This is a genomic window from Burkholderia sp. AU44665 (assembly GCF_030504405.1).
Classification (GTDB): domain Bacteria; phylum Pseudomonadota; class Gammaproteobacteria; order Burkholderiales; family Burkholderiaceae; genus Burkholderia; species Burkholderia semiarida.
In genome coordinates, this window is sequence record NZ_JAUJRI010000005.1 from 130,484 (window position 1) to 146,017 (window position 15,534).

Annotated in this window: 17 protein-coding genes; 5 read left to right on the forward strand and 12 right to left on the reverse strand. The window is 66.9% G+C overall.

Annotated elements, in window-relative coordinates:
• Nucleotides 1-55 precede the first annotated feature (55 nt).
• The 3 genes from QZM15_RS13445 to QZM15_RS13455 all read left to right on the forward strand — a co-directional run bounded on the left by QZM15_RS13445 (nt 56) and on the right by QZM15_RS13455 (nt 3,081).
• Complete coding sequence (locus tag QZM15_RS13445) at nt 56-1,276, forward strand: helix-turn-helix domain-containing protein (RefSeq protein ID WP_302106559.1); 1,221 nt, start codon at nt 56-58, stop codon at nt 1,274-1,276.
• Between the two features lie 31 nt (nt 1,277-1,307).
• Entirely contained in the window at nt 1,308-1,994 is a 687-nt protein-coding gene (locus QZM15_RS13450) for a PQQ-binding-like beta-propeller repeat protein (RefSeq protein ID WP_059573731.1), read from the forward strand.
• Nucleotides 1,995-2,115: 121 nt separating this feature from the next.
• Complete coding sequence (locus QZM15_RS13455; protein WP_302106560.1) at nt 2,116-3,081, forward strand: DMT family transporter; 966 nt, start codon at nt 2,116-2,118, stop codon at nt 3,079-3,081.
• 42 nt (nt 3,082-3,123) lie between these two features.
• Here QZM15_RS13455 and QZM15_RS13460 read toward each other — a convergent pair whose 3' ends face one another.
• Nucleotides 3,124-3,447 carry an RnfH family protein gene (locus tag QZM15_RS13460; RefSeq protein ID WP_050012887.1) on the reverse strand — a complete coding sequence of 108 codons (324 nt, stop codon included), beginning with the start codon at nt 3,445-3,447 and terminating at the stop codon, nt 3,124-3,126.
• Nucleotides 3,448-3,451: 4 nt separating this feature from the next.
• Nucleotides 3,452-3,889, reverse strand: coding sequence for a type II toxin-antitoxin system RatA family toxin (locus QZM15_RS13465; RefSeq protein WP_006483809.1), 438 nt, complete (start codon nt 3,887-3,889; stop codon nt 3,452-3,454).
• A 99-nt stretch (nt 3,890-3,988) separates the two neighbouring features.
• On the opposite strand from QZM15_RS13465, the gene smpB reads away from it, so the two are divergent.
• Nucleotides 3,989-4,435 carry an SsrA-binding protein SmpB gene (smpB, locus tag QZM15_RS13470; RefSeq protein ID WP_006478511.1) on the forward strand — a complete coding sequence of 149 codons (447 nt, stop codon included), beginning with the start codon at nt 3,989-3,991 and terminating at the stop codon, nt 4,433-4,435.
• Nucleotides 4,436-4,587: 152 nt separating this feature from the next.
• On the opposite strand, the gene QZM15_RS13475 is transcribed toward smpB, so the two are convergent.
• The 3 genes from QZM15_RS13475 to ppsA form a co-directional block, all read right to left on the reverse strand.
• A complete protein-coding gene (locus tag QZM15_RS13475) occupies nt 4,588-5,523 on the reverse strand; it encodes an SPFH domain-containing protein (protein WP_059573709.1) in 936 nt (311 codons plus the stop codon).
• A gap of 33 nt (nt 5,524-5,556) precedes the next feature.
• Nucleotides 5,557-5,991: an NfeD family protein gene (locus QZM15_RS13480; protein ID WP_302106561.1), complete on the reverse strand. Its 435-nt coding sequence runs from the start codon at nt 5,989-5,991 to the stop codon at nt 5,557-5,559.
• A 191-nt stretch (nt 5,992-6,182) separates the two neighbouring features.
• The gene (gene ppsA / locus QZM15_RS13485) at nt 6,183-8,582 is read right to left on the reverse strand and encodes a phosphoenolpyruvate synthase (protein ID WP_059573707.1); all 2,400 of its coding nucleotides are present in this window, start codon (nt 8,580-8,582) and stop codon (nt 6,183-6,185) included.
• 375 nt (nt 8,583-8,957) lie between these two features.
• On the opposite strand from ppsA, the gene QZM15_RS13490 reads away from it, so the two are divergent.
• Nucleotides 8,958-9,773 carry a pyruvate, water dikinase regulatory protein gene (locus tag QZM15_RS13490; protein ID WP_011549549.1) on the forward strand — a complete coding sequence of 272 codons (816 nt, stop codon included), beginning with the start codon at nt 8,958-8,960 and terminating at the stop codon, nt 9,771-9,773.
• 103 nt (nt 9,774-9,876) lie between these two features.
• Here QZM15_RS13490 and QZM15_RS13495 read toward each other — a convergent pair whose 3' ends face one another.
• From QZM15_RS13495 to QZM15_RS13525, 7 genes are all read right to left on the reverse strand, one after another.
• Nucleotides 9,877-10,659 carry an RNA methyltransferase gene (locus QZM15_RS13495; protein WP_060010462.1) on the reverse strand — a complete coding sequence of 261 codons (783 nt, stop codon included), beginning with the start codon at nt 10,657-10,659 and terminating at the stop codon, nt 9,877-9,879.
• Complete coding sequence (gene rnhB, locus QZM15_RS13500) at nt 10,656-11,300, reverse strand: ribonuclease HII (protein WP_302106562.1); 645 nt, start codon at nt 11,298-11,300, stop codon at nt 10,656-10,658. The genes QZM15_RS13495 and rnhB overlap by 4 nt, the downstream gene beginning before the upstream one ends.
• Nucleotides 11,297-12,466 (reverse strand): lipid-A-disaccharide synthase, encoded by a 1,170-nt coding sequence (lpxB, locus tag QZM15_RS13505; RefSeq protein ID WP_059573704.1) that lies wholly within the window; start codon nt 12,464-12,466, stop codon nt 11,297-11,299. Before lpxB ends, rnhB begins: the two co-directional genes overlap by 4 nt.
• 3 nt (nt 12,467-12,469) lie before the next feature.
• Nucleotides 12,470-13,258 (reverse strand): acyl-ACP--UDP-N-acetylglucosamine O-acyltransferase, encoded by a 789-nt coding sequence (lpxA, locus tag QZM15_RS13510; RefSeq protein ID WP_059573703.1) that lies wholly within the window; start codon nt 13,256-13,258, stop codon nt 12,470-12,472.
• A gap of 67 nt (nt 13,259-13,325) precedes the next feature.
• Nucleotides 13,326-13,793 carry a 3-hydroxyacyl-ACP dehydratase FabZ gene (gene fabZ, locus QZM15_RS13515; protein ID WP_006495559.1) on the reverse strand — a complete coding sequence of 156 codons (468 nt, stop codon included), beginning with the start codon at nt 13,791-13,793 and terminating at the stop codon, nt 13,326-13,328.
• 129 nt (nt 13,794-13,922) lie between these two features.
• Nucleotides 13,923-15,002, reverse strand: coding sequence for a UDP-3-O-(3-hydroxymyristoyl)glucosamine N-acyltransferase (lpxD, locus tag QZM15_RS13520; RefSeq protein WP_060966269.1), 1,080 nt, complete (start codon nt 15,000-15,002; stop codon nt 13,923-13,925).
• A 16-nt stretch (nt 15,003-15,018) separates the two neighbouring features.
• A complete protein-coding gene (locus tag QZM15_RS13525) occupies nt 15,019-15,516 on the reverse strand; it encodes an OmpH family outer membrane protein (RefSeq protein WP_048248617.1) in 498 nt (165 codons plus the stop codon).
• Nucleotides 15,517-15,534: the final 18 nt, after the last annotated feature.

The following is a 15,534-nucleotide window of genomic DNA, read 5'->3' on the forward strand; positions in this document are numbered from 1 at the left end:
CTAGATTAGTGGCGGGCATCGGACCGAAGGGAGTGACAAGTGTGTCGGGATTCGAATGGATTCGCTGATCACGGCGGCCGCGCACGCGCTCGCGGCCGGTGACGCGCTCGGCGCGCTGAACCGCGTCGCGCTGCGCGACGATGCGCCGGCACTCGCGCTGCGCGGGATCGCGCTGGCGCAGCTCGGCGATTTCGAACGTGCACGGTCGCTCGTGCGCGGCGCCGCACGCGCATTCGGCGCGAAGGAAGCGGTCGCACGGGCGCGCTGCGTCGTCGCGGAAGCGGAAATCGCGCTCGCGTCGCGCGACCTGCGCTGGCCGACGCGCGCGCTCGACGCGGCCTGCGCGACGCTCGACGCGCATGGCGACCGCGCGAACGCCGCGCATGGCCGCTATCTCGGCGTCCGCCGCTTGCTGCTGATCGGCCATCTCGACGAGGCCGAGCGGCTGCTCGCGCATCTCGACCCCGCGCCGCTGCCGCCCGCGTCGCGCGCCGCCCATGAATTGATCGCGGCCGGCATCGCGATGCGCCGCATCCGCACGCACGCGGCCCGCGCGGCGCTCGACCGCGCACGGACAGCCGCCCGCGCCGCCGGCATCGCCGCGCTGGCGGCCGAGGTCGACACCGCGGCGCGCGTGCTCGACGCACCGGCCGCGCGGCTCATCGCGCGCGGCACGTCGCGGCTCGTGCCGCTCGACGAAGTCGAGACGCTGTTCGAGTCGAATGCGCTCGTCGTCGACGCGTGCCGCCACACGGTGCGCGATGCGCGCACGAGCGTGTCGCTCGCGCGGCGCCCGGTGCTTTTCGTGCTCGCCCGTGCACTCGGCGAGGCCTGGCCGGCCGACGTGTCGAGAAATGCGCTCGTCGCCGCCGCGTTCCGCGCGAAACATGCCGACGAATCGCACCGCGCGCGGCTGCGTGTCGAGATCGGCCGGCTGCGCGCGGTGCTGCGCCCGCTCGCGAACGTCGTCGCGACGCCGCGCGGCTTCGCGCTCGAACCGCTCGGCGTGCGCGAAACCGTCGTCCTCGCGCGGCCGGTCGACGATCGGCACGCGGCCGTGCTCGCGCTGCTCGCCGACGGCGAAGCGTGGTCGAGCTCCGCGCTGGCGCTCGCGCTCGGCGCCAGCCAGCGCACCGTGCAGCGCGCGCTCGATGCGCTCGCGCAAACCGGCAAGGTGCAGACACTCGGCCGCGGACGCGCGCGCCGCTGGCTCACGCCGCCGCTGCCCGGATTCGCGACGACCTTGTTACTCCCGCTTGCGCTGCCGGGCGATTAGGATGGCCCCATCGAACGACGAGGTGACGAACATGAAGCGCTCCACCGCAGACATCCTTCACGAGTACGGCCCGTTTCCGGGCGTCGACGGCGTGCACGGCGTCACGTTCGACGGGCGGCACGTGTGGTACGCGTCCGGCGACAAGCTGAATGCGCTCGACCCCGAGCGCGGCACGATCGTCCGCTCGCTCGACGTCGCCGCGCACGCGGGCACGGCGTTCGACGGCCGCCACCTGTTCCAGATCGTCGAGGACCGCATCGAGAAGATCGACCCCGAATCGGGCCGCGTGCTCGCGACGATTCCGGCGCCCGGCGGCGGCGCCGATTCGGGGCTCGCGTGGGCGGAAGGCACGCTGTGGGTCGGCCAGTACCGCGAGCGCAAGATTCATCAGGTGGATCCGCAATCGGGCGCCGTGCTGCGCACGATCGAGTCGAACCGCTTCGTCACCGGCGTGACGTGGGTCGACGGCGAGCTGTGGCACGGCACGTGGGAAGCCGACCGCAGCGACCTGCGGCGCATCGATCCGCGCACGGGCGAAGTGCTCGAGCAGGTCGACATGCCGCCCGGCGTCGGCGTGTCGGGCCTCGAATCCGATGGCCGCGACCGCTTCTACTGCGGCGGCGGCAACAGCGGCAAGCTGCGTGCCGTGCGCCGCCCGACGCGCACGGATGCTGCCGGCGACGGCACGCGGCCAACCCCCGATTCGGCGGACGAATGATTCGCCGCCCGCCGAAGCCGCGTGACGGCCGCAGCCGGCCGCGAGTGCAGGAATGAACAAGACGCCGCCGCGACGGCATCGCTAAGATGCGCGCACCTCAGTCATTCGTTCGGAGCGGTCGATGCAGCGCGGCGTGGTGTACGGTGTCCTGGCAGGCGCCCTGTGGGGCATGGTGTTTCTCGTTCCGCGGCTGCTGACCGATTTCTCGCCGCTGCTGCTGAGCGCCGGCCGCTACACGATGTACGGCCTCGTGTCGCTCGCGGCCGCGCTGCCGGCCGCCCGCTCGCTGCTCGATCGGCTGACCCGCGCGGATCTCGTCGCACTGGTGAGGCTCGCCGTCATCGGCAACGTCGCGTATTACATGCTGCTGTCCGGCGCCGTGCACCTGATCGGCATCGCGCCCAGTTCGCTGATCGTCGGCGTGCTGCCGGTGACCGTCACGCTCGCGGGCCTCGGCGACCACGGCGCAATGCCGCTGCGGCGGCTCGCCGCCCCGCTCGCGCTTGTGATCGCGGGCATCGTCTGCATCAACGTCGATCTGTTTACGTCCGAAGCCGCGCACGCGACGACGCTCGCCCAGAAGCTCGCGGGCATCGCCTGCGCGGCGGGCGCGCTCACGAGCTGGACCTGGTATGCGGTGGCGAACACACGCTACCTGCAGCGCCATCACCGCTTCGGCGGCAACGAATGGTCGGTGCTGTGGGGTGTCGTGACGGGCCTGATCGGCGGGCTCTGCTGGCTGGCGATCCTCGCGCTGCCCGCCGGGACGGTACAGGCGGCCGTCCCCGCCTCGCGCTGGCAATTGTTCTGGCTGCTGAACCTCGTGCTTGCGATCGGTGCGTCGTGGCTCGGTAACGGACTGTGGAATGCCGCGTCGAAGCGGCTGCCGCTCACGCTGTCGGGCCAGTTGATCGTGTTCGAAACCGTGTTCGCGATGCTGTATGCGTTCGTGTACGACCAGCGGATGCCGCGCGCACTCGAGGTCGCCGCGCTCGTGCTGCTGCTCGCGGGCGTATACGGCTCGGTGCGACGGCACGGCGACACGCCGGGCGGCGCGCCCGCAAACGCAAACGCCGCGGCCCACTGAGCGCCGCGGCGTTTGATCGGACCAACCTGAGCGGACGACGCGTCAGCGCGCGTCCTTGTGCATCCACTTGCGGCCCTCGATCGAGCCGTCGCGGCGCGATTTGTCGACACGCCGCTGGCGTGCGAGCTTCGGATCGACGATCAGCGGACGATAGATCTCGACGCGGTCGTGATCGACGAGCGGCGCATCGAGCGGCGCGAGCTTGCCGTAGACGCCCGTCTTCGCGTGCGCGAGATCGATCTCCGGGTGCAGCGCGAGCACGCCGCTCGCGTCGATGGCCGAGCGCACGGTCGCCCCTTCGGGCAGCGACAGCGGAATCAGCGTCTGGCGGTCCGGCAATGCGTAGCAGACTTCGATCGACAGCATCGCGTCACCCCTTTCCGTACCGCTGGTCCGCACGCTTCACGAACGAATCGACGAACGTGTTCGCGATGTGGCTGAACACCGGCCCGATGATCTTCTCGAGCAGGATGCTCGAAAATTCGTAGTGCAGCGCGAATTCGATCTTGCACGCGTCGGCGCGCAGCGGAATGAAGCGCCACGAACCCGTGAACTTCTTGAACGGCCCGTCCGCGAACTCCATGTCGATGCGGGTCGGGCGCTGCTGCGTGTTGCGCGTCGCGAAATGCTGCTTGATGCCCTTGAAGTTGATGTCGATGCGCGCTTCCATTCCGCTCTCGTCCTGACGGCGAATCTCGACACCGCCGCACCAGGGCAGGAAATTGGGGTAGTCGGCCACGTCGGTGACGAGGTCGAACATCTGTTCCGCCGAATGGCGAATCAATACGGTTTTCTGGACATCTGCCATAAATCGCGCGGCATCGCTGAAAGTGGAAACGCCAAGCCGGGCAATTGCCGCCCCGCTTTGCTAAAATCGTGATTTTAAACGAGTTGGCCCAATCCTTTCATGAGCATCATCGACAACAGGAAAGCGCACTTCGATTATCACATCGAGGAACGCTACGAAGCGGGGCTCGTGCTGGAGGGCTGGGAAGTCAAGGCGCTGCGCGCCGGACGCGGCCAGATCAAGGAAGGCTACGTCGTGGTGAAGAACGCCGAGATCTTTCTGATCGGGACCCATATCAGCCCGCTGCCCGAGGCTTCGACGCACATCAAGCCCGACCCGGTTCGCACGCGCAAGCTGCTGCTGCACCGCGAGGAAATCAAGAAACTGATCGGCAAGGTCGAGCAGCGCGGCTACACGCTCGTGCCGCTGAACTTCCACTACAAGGGCGGCCGCGTGAAGTGCGACATCGCACTCGCGAAAGGCAAGAAGCTGCACGACAAGCGCGAAACCGAGAAGAAGCGCGACTGGGAACGCGAGAAGGCACGCATCATGCGCGCCGGCACCTGACGCCCACCGCATTCATCGCACACGACACGGCCCGCTCGAAGCGGGCCGTGTTGCTTTGGACGCGGTGAATCGCACCGGCCGGTCGCGCGGCTGCGCGACGATTCGCCGCACGACGACGCGCACGCGGCAACCGCGCGCGCGTCGATGTCGGCTCAGCCCTTCGCACCCGACGCCGCGCCCGCGCTCTTGACGATCGTCAGCGCCGACGAGATCGCGGTGCCGAGATCCGACAGGTTCGACGGCACGATCAGCGTGTTGCCCTGCTTCGCGAGATTCGCGAACGCGCCGACATACTGCTCGGCGACCTTCAGGTTCACGGCATCCATCCCGCCTTGCGACTGGATCGCGCTCGCGATCTTCTGGATCGCCTGCGCGTTCGCCTCGGCCACCGCCAGAATCGCGGCGGCTTCGCCCTGCGCCTGGTTGATCGCGGCCTGCCGCTCGCCTTCGGACTTCTGGATCGCTGCTTCGCGCGCACCCGACGCGAGGTTGATCTGTTCCTGCTTGCGGCCTTCGGAGGCGGCGATCAGCGCGCGCTTTTCGCGCTCGGCGGTGATCTGCGCCTGCATCGCATGCAGGATTTCCTTCGGCGGCGTCAGGTCCTTGATCTCGTAGCGCAGCACCTTCACGCCCCAGTTCGCCGCGGCCTGATCGAGCGCCGACACGATGTTGTGGTTGATGAAATCGCGTTCCTCGAACGTCTTGTCGAGTTCGAGCTTGCCGACCACCGAGCGCAGCGTGGTTTGCGCGAGCTGCGTGATCGCCAGCACGAAGTTGCTCGACCCGTACGACGCCTTCATCGGATCGGTCACCTGGAAGTACAGCACGCCGTCCACCTGCAACTGCGTGTTGTCGCGCGTGATACAGACCTGGCTGGGCACGTCGAGCGGAATTTCCTTCAGCACGTGCCGGTACGCGATGCGATCGACGAACGGCAGCACGATATTGAGACCGGGCGACAGCGTCGCGTGATAGCGCCCGAAGCGCTCGAGCACCCATGCATGCTGCTGCGGCACGATCTTCACCGTCTTCGACACGATCACGATCGCGATGACGAGCAGGACAACCCAGATGATCAGCGAATCCATGAAATATTCCCTCCTTGTTGTATTGGCGGACGATCAGCCCGCGGGTTTCGCCACGACCACGAGACAATTGCCGCGCACGGCGCTCACCTGGTACACGTGCGCATCGTCGCGCTCGCCGTGCGCGAGCTCGACGTCCCAGTCGGCGCCGCGATACTGCACGCGCGCGCGGCCGTCACGCCACGCGTCGATCGTGACGGTCGAGCCGATATCGAGATTGACGTCGGGATTCGCCGACGTGTCGCGCTTCTGCTTGCGGCCGAGCCCCGACCGGCGCAGCACGATCATCGCGACGATCGCCACCGCGGCCGCCGCGCCGAACTGCACGTGCGGCGCGAAACCGGCCAGTTGCAGCAAGCCGCCCGCGAGAAAGCCGAGTGCGATCATCAACAGATAGAACGTGCCCGTCAGCAACTCGGCGACGACCAGCACGCCCACCGCGACCCACCAGAACAGATGCCCCGACATCATTGTGGTCTCCCGAAAAACGCCCCCGATGCTCACTATATTCGCCGCGCTCGCAACTGGGCGAAGCGGCCGGCGCGTACCGACGAAAAAAAACACCCCGGTGCTTACCGGGGTGTTTATAGCATGAACCTTGCATTTTGCCTTCAACGAAAGCGCGGTGGACCGCCCTTTCGCCGAAGTCGCATGACGGATCGTTACTTCCGGTTGGCGAGCGCCTGCCACGTATCGATGATCGTGTCCGGGTTCAGCGAGATCGACGCGATGCCTTCGTCGGTCAGCCATTGCGCGAAATCCGGGTGATCGGACGGGCCCTGGCCGCAGATACCGACGTACTTGCCCATCTTGCGGCAGGTATCGATCGCACGCTTCAGCAGGAACTTGACGGCCGGGTCGCGTTCGTCGAAGTCGACTGCGAGCAGTTCCATGCCCGAATCGCGGTCGAGGCCGAGCGTGAGCTGCGTGAGGTCGTTCGAGCCGATCGAGAAACCGTCGAAGTGTTCCAGGAACTCTTCGGCGAGGATCGCGTTGGTCGGGACTTCGCACATCATCACGAGGCGCAGGCCGTTTTCGCCGCGCTTCAGGCCGAACTTCTCGAGCAGGCCGACGACGCGCTCCGCCTGCTTCACGGTCCGCACGAACGGCACCATGATCTCGACGTTGGTCAGGCCCATCTCGTCACGCACGCGCTTCAGTGCACGGCATTCCATCTCGAACGCCTGCGCGAAGTCGTCGGCGATGTAGCGCGACGCGCCGCGGAAGCCCAGCATCGGGTTTTCCTCGTCCGGCTCGTAGCGCGAACCGCCGATCAGCTTCTTGTACTCGTTCGACTTGAAGTCGGACAGACGCACGATCACGGGCTTCGGATAGAACGCCGCCGCGATCGTCGCGACGCCTTCCGTCAGCTTGTCGACGTAGAACTGACGCGGCGACGCGTGGCCGCGCGCGACGCTCTCGACCGCCTTCTTCAGGTCCTGGTCGATGTTCGGGTACTCGAGAATCGCCTTCGGGTGCACGCCGATGTTGTTGTTGATGATGAACTCGAGACGCGCGAGGCCAACACCACCGTTCGGCAGTTGCGAGAAGTCGAACGCGAGCTGCGGATTGCCGACGTTCATCATGATCTTGACCGGGATTTCCGGCAGTTCGCCGCGCTGCACTTCCGTGACTTCCGTCTCGAGCAGACCGTCGTAGATCTTGCCTTCGTCGCCTTCCGCGCACGACACGGTGACGAGCGCGCCGTCCTTCAGGATGTCGGTCGCATCGCCGCAGCCGACCACCGCCGGCACGCCGAGCTCACGCGCGATGATCGCCGCGTGGCAGGTGCGGCCGCCGCGGTTCGTGACGATCGCCGCCGCGCGCTTCATCACCGGCTCCCAGTTCGGGTCGGTCATGTCGGCCACCAGCACGTCGCCCGGCTGCACGCGTTCCATTTCCGACGGATCCTGGATCACGCGCACGGGGCCCGCACCGATCTTCTGGCCGATCGCACGGCCCGTCGCGAGCACCTGCGACTGACCCTTCAGCTTGAAGCGCTGCTCGGCCTTGCCGGATGCCTGGCTCTTCACAGTTTCCGGGCGTGCCTGCAGGATGAAGATCTTGCCGTCGCGGCCGTCCTTGCCCCATTCGATGTCCATCGGACGCTGGTAGTGCTTCTCGATGATGACCGCGTACTTCGCGAGCTCGATCACGTCTTCGTCGGTGATCGAGTAGCGGTTGCGCTGCTCGTGCGGCACGTCGACCGTCTTCACGCGGCCCGGCTCGCCCGGCTGCGTGAATTCCATCTTGATCAGCTTCGAGCCGATCGAGCGGCGGATGATCGGATACTTGTCCTGCGCGAGCGTCGTCTTGAACACGTAGAACTCGTCCGGGTTCACCGCGCCCTGCACGACGGTTTCGCCCAGGCCGTAGCTCGACGTGATGAACACGGCGTCCTTGAAGCCCGATTCGGTATCGATCGTGAACATCACGCCGGCGGCGCCGACGTCCGAGCGGACCATGCGCTGCACGCCGGCCGACAGCGCGACTTCGGCGTGCGTGAAGCCCTTGTGCACGCGGTACGAGATCGCGCGGTCGTTATACAGCGACGCGAACACGTGCTTCATGCGGTCGAGCACGTCGTCGATGCCGACGACGTTCAGATACGACTCCTGCTGGCCCGCGAACGATGCGTCGGGCAGGTCCTCCGCGGTCGCCGACGAGCGCACGGCGAACGACAGCTCGCTCGGCGAGCCGTTCTTCAGCACTTCGAACTGCGCGCGGATTTCCTGCTCGAGGCGCGGCTGCAGCGGCGCGTCGACGATCCACTTGCGGATTTCGGCACCGGCTTCGGCGAGCGCCTTCACGTCGTCGATGTCGAGCGACTCGAGACGCTTGGCGATGCGATCGGTGAGGTCGTTGTGCTTGAGGAAATCGCGGAATGCGAGCGCGGTCGTGGCGAAACCGGTGGGTACGCGAACGCCTGCTTCGGAAAGCTGGCTGATCATCTCGCCGAGCGACGCATTCTTGCCGCCCACGATTTCCACATCGGTCATCCGCAACTGCTCGAACGGAATTACATACGCCTGGTCCTTTGCGACGTTTGCTGCGTTAGTCATACAAGCCCCTAAGTGTGAAAAAAATGCTCGATCGCGCAAGTGGGCTCGAACGCTGGCGCTTGCAAAAAGGCGCGGCGCGTCTTGCGCAACCTGTTAGATAAGCACTCGCAGCGGCGAAAATGTTCCGACCCGATTTGCAAAAATCCCGGCAGAAGGGCGATATTTGCAGACAAATCGCCAGACTTGCCGGGAATTCTGGAATCGTGCGGCCCAGCTACGGGCCGCCGTTCGCGCCCCGCCCCGCAATTGCTTATCCAACAGGTTGCCGCTATTCTACCGTGCCGGCTGCCGGATGTGGCGCGACCTTGTCACTGCGTGTGGAGGCGAACCTCCAGCGGTCCGCGCAACCGCCCTTCACGCTCGACGTCCAGATTCATGCTGCCTACCGTATTCATCGTCTCCGACGGCACCGGGATCACTGCCGAAACCTTCGCGCACTCGATCCTCTCCCAGTTCGACCAGAAATTCCGCCTCGTGCGCGTGCCGTTCGTCGACTCGCTCGACAAGGCCTACGCGACCGTCGAGAAGATCAACGAGGCCGCCGTGCACGACGGCCGTCGCGCGATCGTGTTCACGACGCTCGTGGACAGCGAGTCGAACGACATCGTCAAACGCTCGAACGCGCTCGTGCTCGACATGTTCCAGCGCTTCGTCGAACCGCTCGAGCAGGAACTGGAGCTCAAGTCGAGCCACGCGATGGGCCGCGGCCACCAGAACGCGGACACCGAGGAATACAAGACGCGGATCGAGGCGATCAACTTCTCGCTCGCGCACGACGACGGCCAGTCGAACCGCAACCTGTCGGAGGCCGACGTGATCCTGGTCGGCGTGTCGCGCAGCGGCAAGACGCCGACGAGCCTGTACCTCGCGATGCAGTACGGCGTGAAGGCCGCCAACTATCCGCTGATTCCGGAGGATTTCGAACGCGGCAAGCTGCCGTCGGCGCTGGCGCCGTACAGCGAGAAGCTGTTCGGGCTGTCGATCGACCCGCAGCGCCTGTCGGAGATCCGCAACGAACGCCGGCCCGGCAGCAAGTACGCGGCGCCCGAGAACTGCCGCTACGAGATCAACGAGGCCGAGGCGATGATGCGCCGCGAAGGGATCAAATGGCTGTCGTCGACGCACAAGTCGATCGAGGAAATCGCGACGACGATCCTGCAGGAAATCCGCCTCGACCGGCAGTCGTACTGAGCGCGGATGAGCGGGAGGCTGTCCAGCCGCCGCCGAAAGCAACAAGGCCGCGTCGAACGCGGCCTTGTTTCGTTTTACGGTAATCAATTGCGCGCGTGCGGCGTCACGCGGGCCGCTGCTGCCGCACCTGCTCGAACAGGCACACCGCGGCGGCGGCCGCGACGTTCAGCGACTCCATCCCGCCCGGCTGCGGAATCGTCACGCGATGCGTGGCCGCGTCGCGCCAGAATGCCGACACGCCGGCGCCTTCGTTGCCGAACACCCATGCGACGGGCCCCGACAGATCGCAGTCGTAAACCGCCCGCGCGCCGTGCGAATCGGTCAGCGCGACCGGTACGTCGAGGCGTTCGGCAAGCGCCGCGGCTTCGACGTCCTCATGGATCGACAACAGGAAATGCGCGCCCATGCCCGAGCGCAGCACCTTCGACGACCACGCATAGGCCGTCCCCGGCGCGCAGAACACGTGACGCACGCCGGCCGCCGCCGCGCTGCGCAGGATCGAGCCGACGTTGCCGGCATCCTGCACGCCGTCGAGCACGATCGACGTATGCGTCACGCGCGCGGGCAGCGGGTGCGCCGGCCGGTCGACCAGCAGCAGGAAGCCGACGCCGTTGACGACGTTCGACAACTGCCCGAACAGCGCGTCCGGCAGCGAGACGACCCGCTGCGCGTCGATGCGCGCGACGATCGCCTGCGCCTCCGCGTGGCCGAGCGCACCTTCGGTCGTGACGCACAACTCCGGCGTCGCGCCCGTATCGAGGTACGCGCTCGCGAGATGGAAACCTTCGAGCAGCGCCTGGCCGCTGCGGCGCTGCTGGGGCGTCGAACCCGCGAGCGCCTTCAGGCGCTTGTACAGCGGGTTGTCGCGGGAAGTGATGCTTTTCATCGAATCAGATCGAGCGCCGCACGAACCGGCGCGAACGAGCGCCGGTGCGCTTCGCACGGGCCGTGCTCGCTCAGTGCGGCAAGATGTTTCGCGGTGCCGTAGCCCGCGTGCACGTTGAAGCCGTACACCGGGAAGCGTTCGTGCAGGTCGACCAGCATGCGGTCGCGCGTGACCTTCGCGAGGATCGACGCGGCCGAGATGCTCGGCACGAGCGCGTCGCCGCTGACGATCGCCTCGGCGCGCACGCTCAGCGTCGGGCAGCGGTTGCCGTCGATCTGCGCAAGCGTCGGCAGCACCGACAGGCCCTCGACGGCCCGCTTCATCGCGAGCATCGTCGCGTGCAGGATGTTCAGCGTATCGATCTCGTCGACACTCGCCGACGCGACGCAATACGCGTGCGAACGCGCGACGATCAGCTCGTACAGCATGTCGCGCTTCTTCGCGGACAGCGCTTTCGAATCGTCGAGCCCGTCGATCGGCCGAGCCGGATCGAGGATCACCGCGGCGGCCACCACCGGCCCCGCGAGCGGGCCGCGGCCGGCTTCGTCGACGCCGCAGACGATCTCGTCCGGGCGGCTGAAATCGAAACCGCCCTGCACGTCGGCCGACGGGTTGCGACGTGGCGCACGGACTGCGGTCATGCGCGCCCCTTGCGTTGTTCGAGCACGCGCACGACGGCCTCGGCCGCCTTCGCGGCCGTGTTCTGCCGCAGCGAAAGATGCATTTCAGTAAACACTTCGGTCAGCGTGCGGCGGTTCGCGTCGTCGCGCAGTTGCGTGAGCGTCGCATCGGCGAGCGCCTCGGGCGTCGCGAAATGCTGCAGCAGCTCCGGCACGACGAAGCGCCCCGCCAGGATGTTCGGCAGGCCGACATACGGCAGGTAGCCCTGCCGGCGCATGATCTGCCCGGTCAGCCAGGGCACCTTGTACGAGATCACCATCGGCTTTTTCAGCAGCGCGGCTTCCAGCGTGACGGTGCCGCTCTTCACGAGGATCGCGTCGGCGGCCGTCATCGCGACCTGCGAACGGCCGTCGGTGATCGTCAACGCGAGCTGCGGATGCGCGTCGACGAGCGGCTGCAGCAGTTCGCGCAGCGCGGGCGTCGCGGCCGGCATCACGAATCGCACGCCGGGCTCGCGCTGCTGCATCAGCGCCATCGCCGCGAAGAACGTCGGGCCGATCAGCGCGATCTCCGAGCGCCGGCTGCCCGGCAGCACCGCGATCACGGGGCCGTCGGCCGGCAGGCCGAGCGCAATGCGCGCGCCGTGCGTATCGGGTTCGAGCGGGATTTCGTCGGCGAGCGGATGACCGACGTAGGTCGATGCGACGCCGGCCTTGTCGAGGATCGCCGGTTCGAACGGGAACAGGCACAGCATGTGGTCGACGGATTTCGCGATCTTCTTGATCCGGCCGCCGCGCCACGCCCAGATCGACGGGCACACGAAGTGGATCGACGGGATGCCTGCGTCGCGCGCGGCCTGTTCGACGTTGAAGTTGAAATCGGGCGCGTCGACGCCGATGAACGCGTCCGGCCGCTCGGCGAGCAGTTGGCGCTTCAGTTCGCCGCGAATCCGCAGGATCTCGGGAATCTGGCCCAGCGCCTCGACATAGCCGCGCACGGTCAGCTTGTCCATCTGCCAGTGCGAGTCGAAGCCCTGCGCGATCATGCGCGGCCCGCCGATCCCGTAATACTGGGCCGATTCGGGCAGCCGCTCGCGCAGGCCGCCGAGCAGCGAGGCCGCGAGGAGGTCGCCCGACGGTTCGCCGGCCACCATCGCGAGCCGGAGCTGGTTGGTCGGAAGCGGCATCGCTTAGCGGATGATGCCGCGTTGCGACGCGTCGATGAACTCGACGAGCGCCTTCACCGGTGCATCGCCGTCGCCGCCCGCTTCCGCGAGCTCGCGCAGTTGCACCTTCGCTTCCTCGAGCGACAGGCTGTTCTTGTACAGCACGCGGTACGCGCTGCGCAGCGCCGAGATCGCGTCGGCCGAGAAGCCGCGCCGGCGCAGCCCTTCGACGTTGATCCCGTGCGGCTCGGCCTTGTTGCCCGCCGCGATCACGAACGGCGGGATGTCCTGCACGAGCGCCGACGCGCCGCCCAGCATCGAATGCGCGCCGATGCGCACGAACTGGTGCACGCCCGACATGCCGCCGATGATCGCGAAGTCGCCGATCTCGACGTGGCCGGCCATCTGCGCGTTGCTCGACAGGATCACGTTGTTGCCGACGCGGCAGTCGTGGCCGATGTGCACGTAGGCCATGATCCAGTTGTCGTCGCCGAGCGTCGTCACGCCGACGTCCTGCACGGTGCCCGTGTGGATCGTCGTGAATTCGCGGATCGTGTTGCGGTTGCCGATCACGAGCTTCGTCGGCTCGTCCTTGTACTTCATGTCCTGCGGACGCCCGCCGACCGACGCGTAATGGCCGATGCGGTTGTCCTCGCCGAGCGTCGTATGGCCTTCGATCACGCTGTGCGAGCCGATCGTCGTGCGCGCGCCGATCGTGACGTGCGGGCCGACGATCGCGTACGGGCCGATCTCGACCGATTCGTCGATCTGCGCGCCCGGCTCGACGATCGCGGTAGGATGAATCCTGGTCATGCGCCGTTGCCTCTCGATATGATGTGTCGCGTTGCTCGCGTTATGTTGCCCATGCGTGCCGCGTCGCTCAGGGCGCCGCGTCGGCCGTCTTGACCGTGCACATCAGCTCGGCTTCCGCCGCCACCTTGCCGTCGACTTCCGCCACCGCCTTGAACTTCCAGATGCCGCGAATGTAGCGTTCGAACGTCACGTTCAGGATCAGCTGGTCGCCCGGTTCGACCACGCGCTTGAAGCGCGCACCGTCGATTCCGACGAAGTAGTACAGCGTGTTCTCCGGATCCTTCGGCTGCTCTTCCGCGAACGTCAGCAGCGCCGCGGCCTGTGCGAGCGCCTCGAGGATCAGCACGCCCGGCATCACCGGCCGCTTCGGGAAATGCCCCTGGAAGAACGGCTCGTTGATCGACACGTTCTTCAGCGCTTTGATCCCTTTGTGCGGTTCGAGTTCGAGCACGCGGTCGACGAGCAGAATCGGGTAGCGATGCGGCAGCAGCGTGAGGATCTTGTGGATGTCGAGATTGATTTTTTCAGTGCTCATGATGGTTCGTCTCACGCAGAGGCTGCGCGGTGGTGATGCAAAGGCTGAAGCGGGCCGCCGCGCGGCCCAGTCTGGCAAACCGGGCCGGTTGCGCTGGCCGTGCCCGGTTCGTGATCTCGCATGATGGGCTCAGGCGTGGGTGCCGCCCTGGGCGGCGAGCGCGGCTTCGAGCGCCTTGATGCGCTCGCGCAGCTTGTCGAGGTTGCGCACGAGCGCGGCGCTCTTGTTCCACTCGCCGTGGTCGACGGCCGGGAACGCGCTGGTATAGATGCCGGCCTTCGGCAGCGACTTCGATACGCCCGACTTCGCGGTGATGATGACATAGTCGCCGAGCGTCACGTGGCCGGCGATCCCGGCCGCGCCGCCGATCATGCAATGGCGGCCGATCGTCGTGCTGCCCGCGATGCCGGCGCTGCCGGCGATCACCGTGTACGCGCCGATCCGGCAGTTGTGGCCGATCTGGACCTGGTTGTCGATCTTCACGCATTCCTCGATGACGGTATCCGCCATCGCACCGCGGTCGATCGTCGTGTTCGCGCCGATCTCGACGTCCGGGCCGATCGTCACGCCGCCGACCTGCGGAATCTTGACCCAGCTGCCGGTGCGCGCGTCGCCGTCGCCGACGAAATCCGGCGCGAAGCCGAAGCCGTCGGAACCGATCACGGCGCCCGCATGGACGATCGCGCGCGGGCCGATCTTGCAGCCGTGGTACACCGATGCGTTCGGATAGAAGTGCGAGCCGGCGCCGATCGTCGTGCCGCGGCCGACGAATACGTTCGCGTCGAGCTGCACGCCGTCTTCGATCACCGCGCCGGCCTCGACCGTCACGTGCGGGCCGATCACCGCGGTCGCGGCGACCTTCGCGGCCGGATCGATCGTCGCGCTCGGATGCACGCCGGCCGCGCGCGGCGGCGTGGCGAGATCGATGAACATCTGCGCGACGCGCGCGAAGTACGCGTACGGATTCGGCGTCACGATGAAGTTGCGACCCTTCGCGGCCGCGCCCAGCTTTTCCAGATCCTTCGGCGCGATCAGCACCGCGCCGGCGCGGGTCGTCTCGACCTGCGACAGGTACTTCGGGTTCGCGAGGAACGCGAGCTGCTGAGGGCCTGCCTGGTCGAGCGGCGCGAGGCCGCCGACCGTGCACTGTGCATCGCCGGCGATCTCGCCGCCGAACCGCTTTACGAGTGCCTCAAGCGTCAATGCCATTCGTCGTCTGCTCCGTTCAGTTCGTCGAGCCGGACGCGAGCGCCTTGAGCACCTTGTCGGTGATGTCGATGCGCGGGCTGACGTACACGGCTTCCTGCACGATCAGGTCGTAATTCTGCTGCTCGGCGATCTGCTTGATGACCTTGTTCGCCCTTTCCAGCACGGCCGCCAGCTCTTCGTTGCGCCGCTGGTTCAGGTCTTCGCGGAACTCGCGCTGCTTGCGCTGGAAGTCGGTGTCGAGCTGCGCGAGATCGCGCTGCTTCTGCGCGCGATCGGCCGCCGACAGCGACGTGCCGTTCTTGTCGAGCGAATCGGACATCGACTTCAGACGGGCCGCCAGGTCCTGCAGATCCTTGTCACGCTTCGCGAACTCGGCTTCGAGCTTCGTCTGCGCCGCCTTCGCGGGCGCCGACTCGCGCAGGATCCGATCCGAATTGACCGCCGCGATGCGGGCGACGTCCTGTGCGTGCACCGTTGCCGCGCCCAAGGCCAGCGCAACGGTCAGCGCGCACATCACTCGTTTCGAAAACTT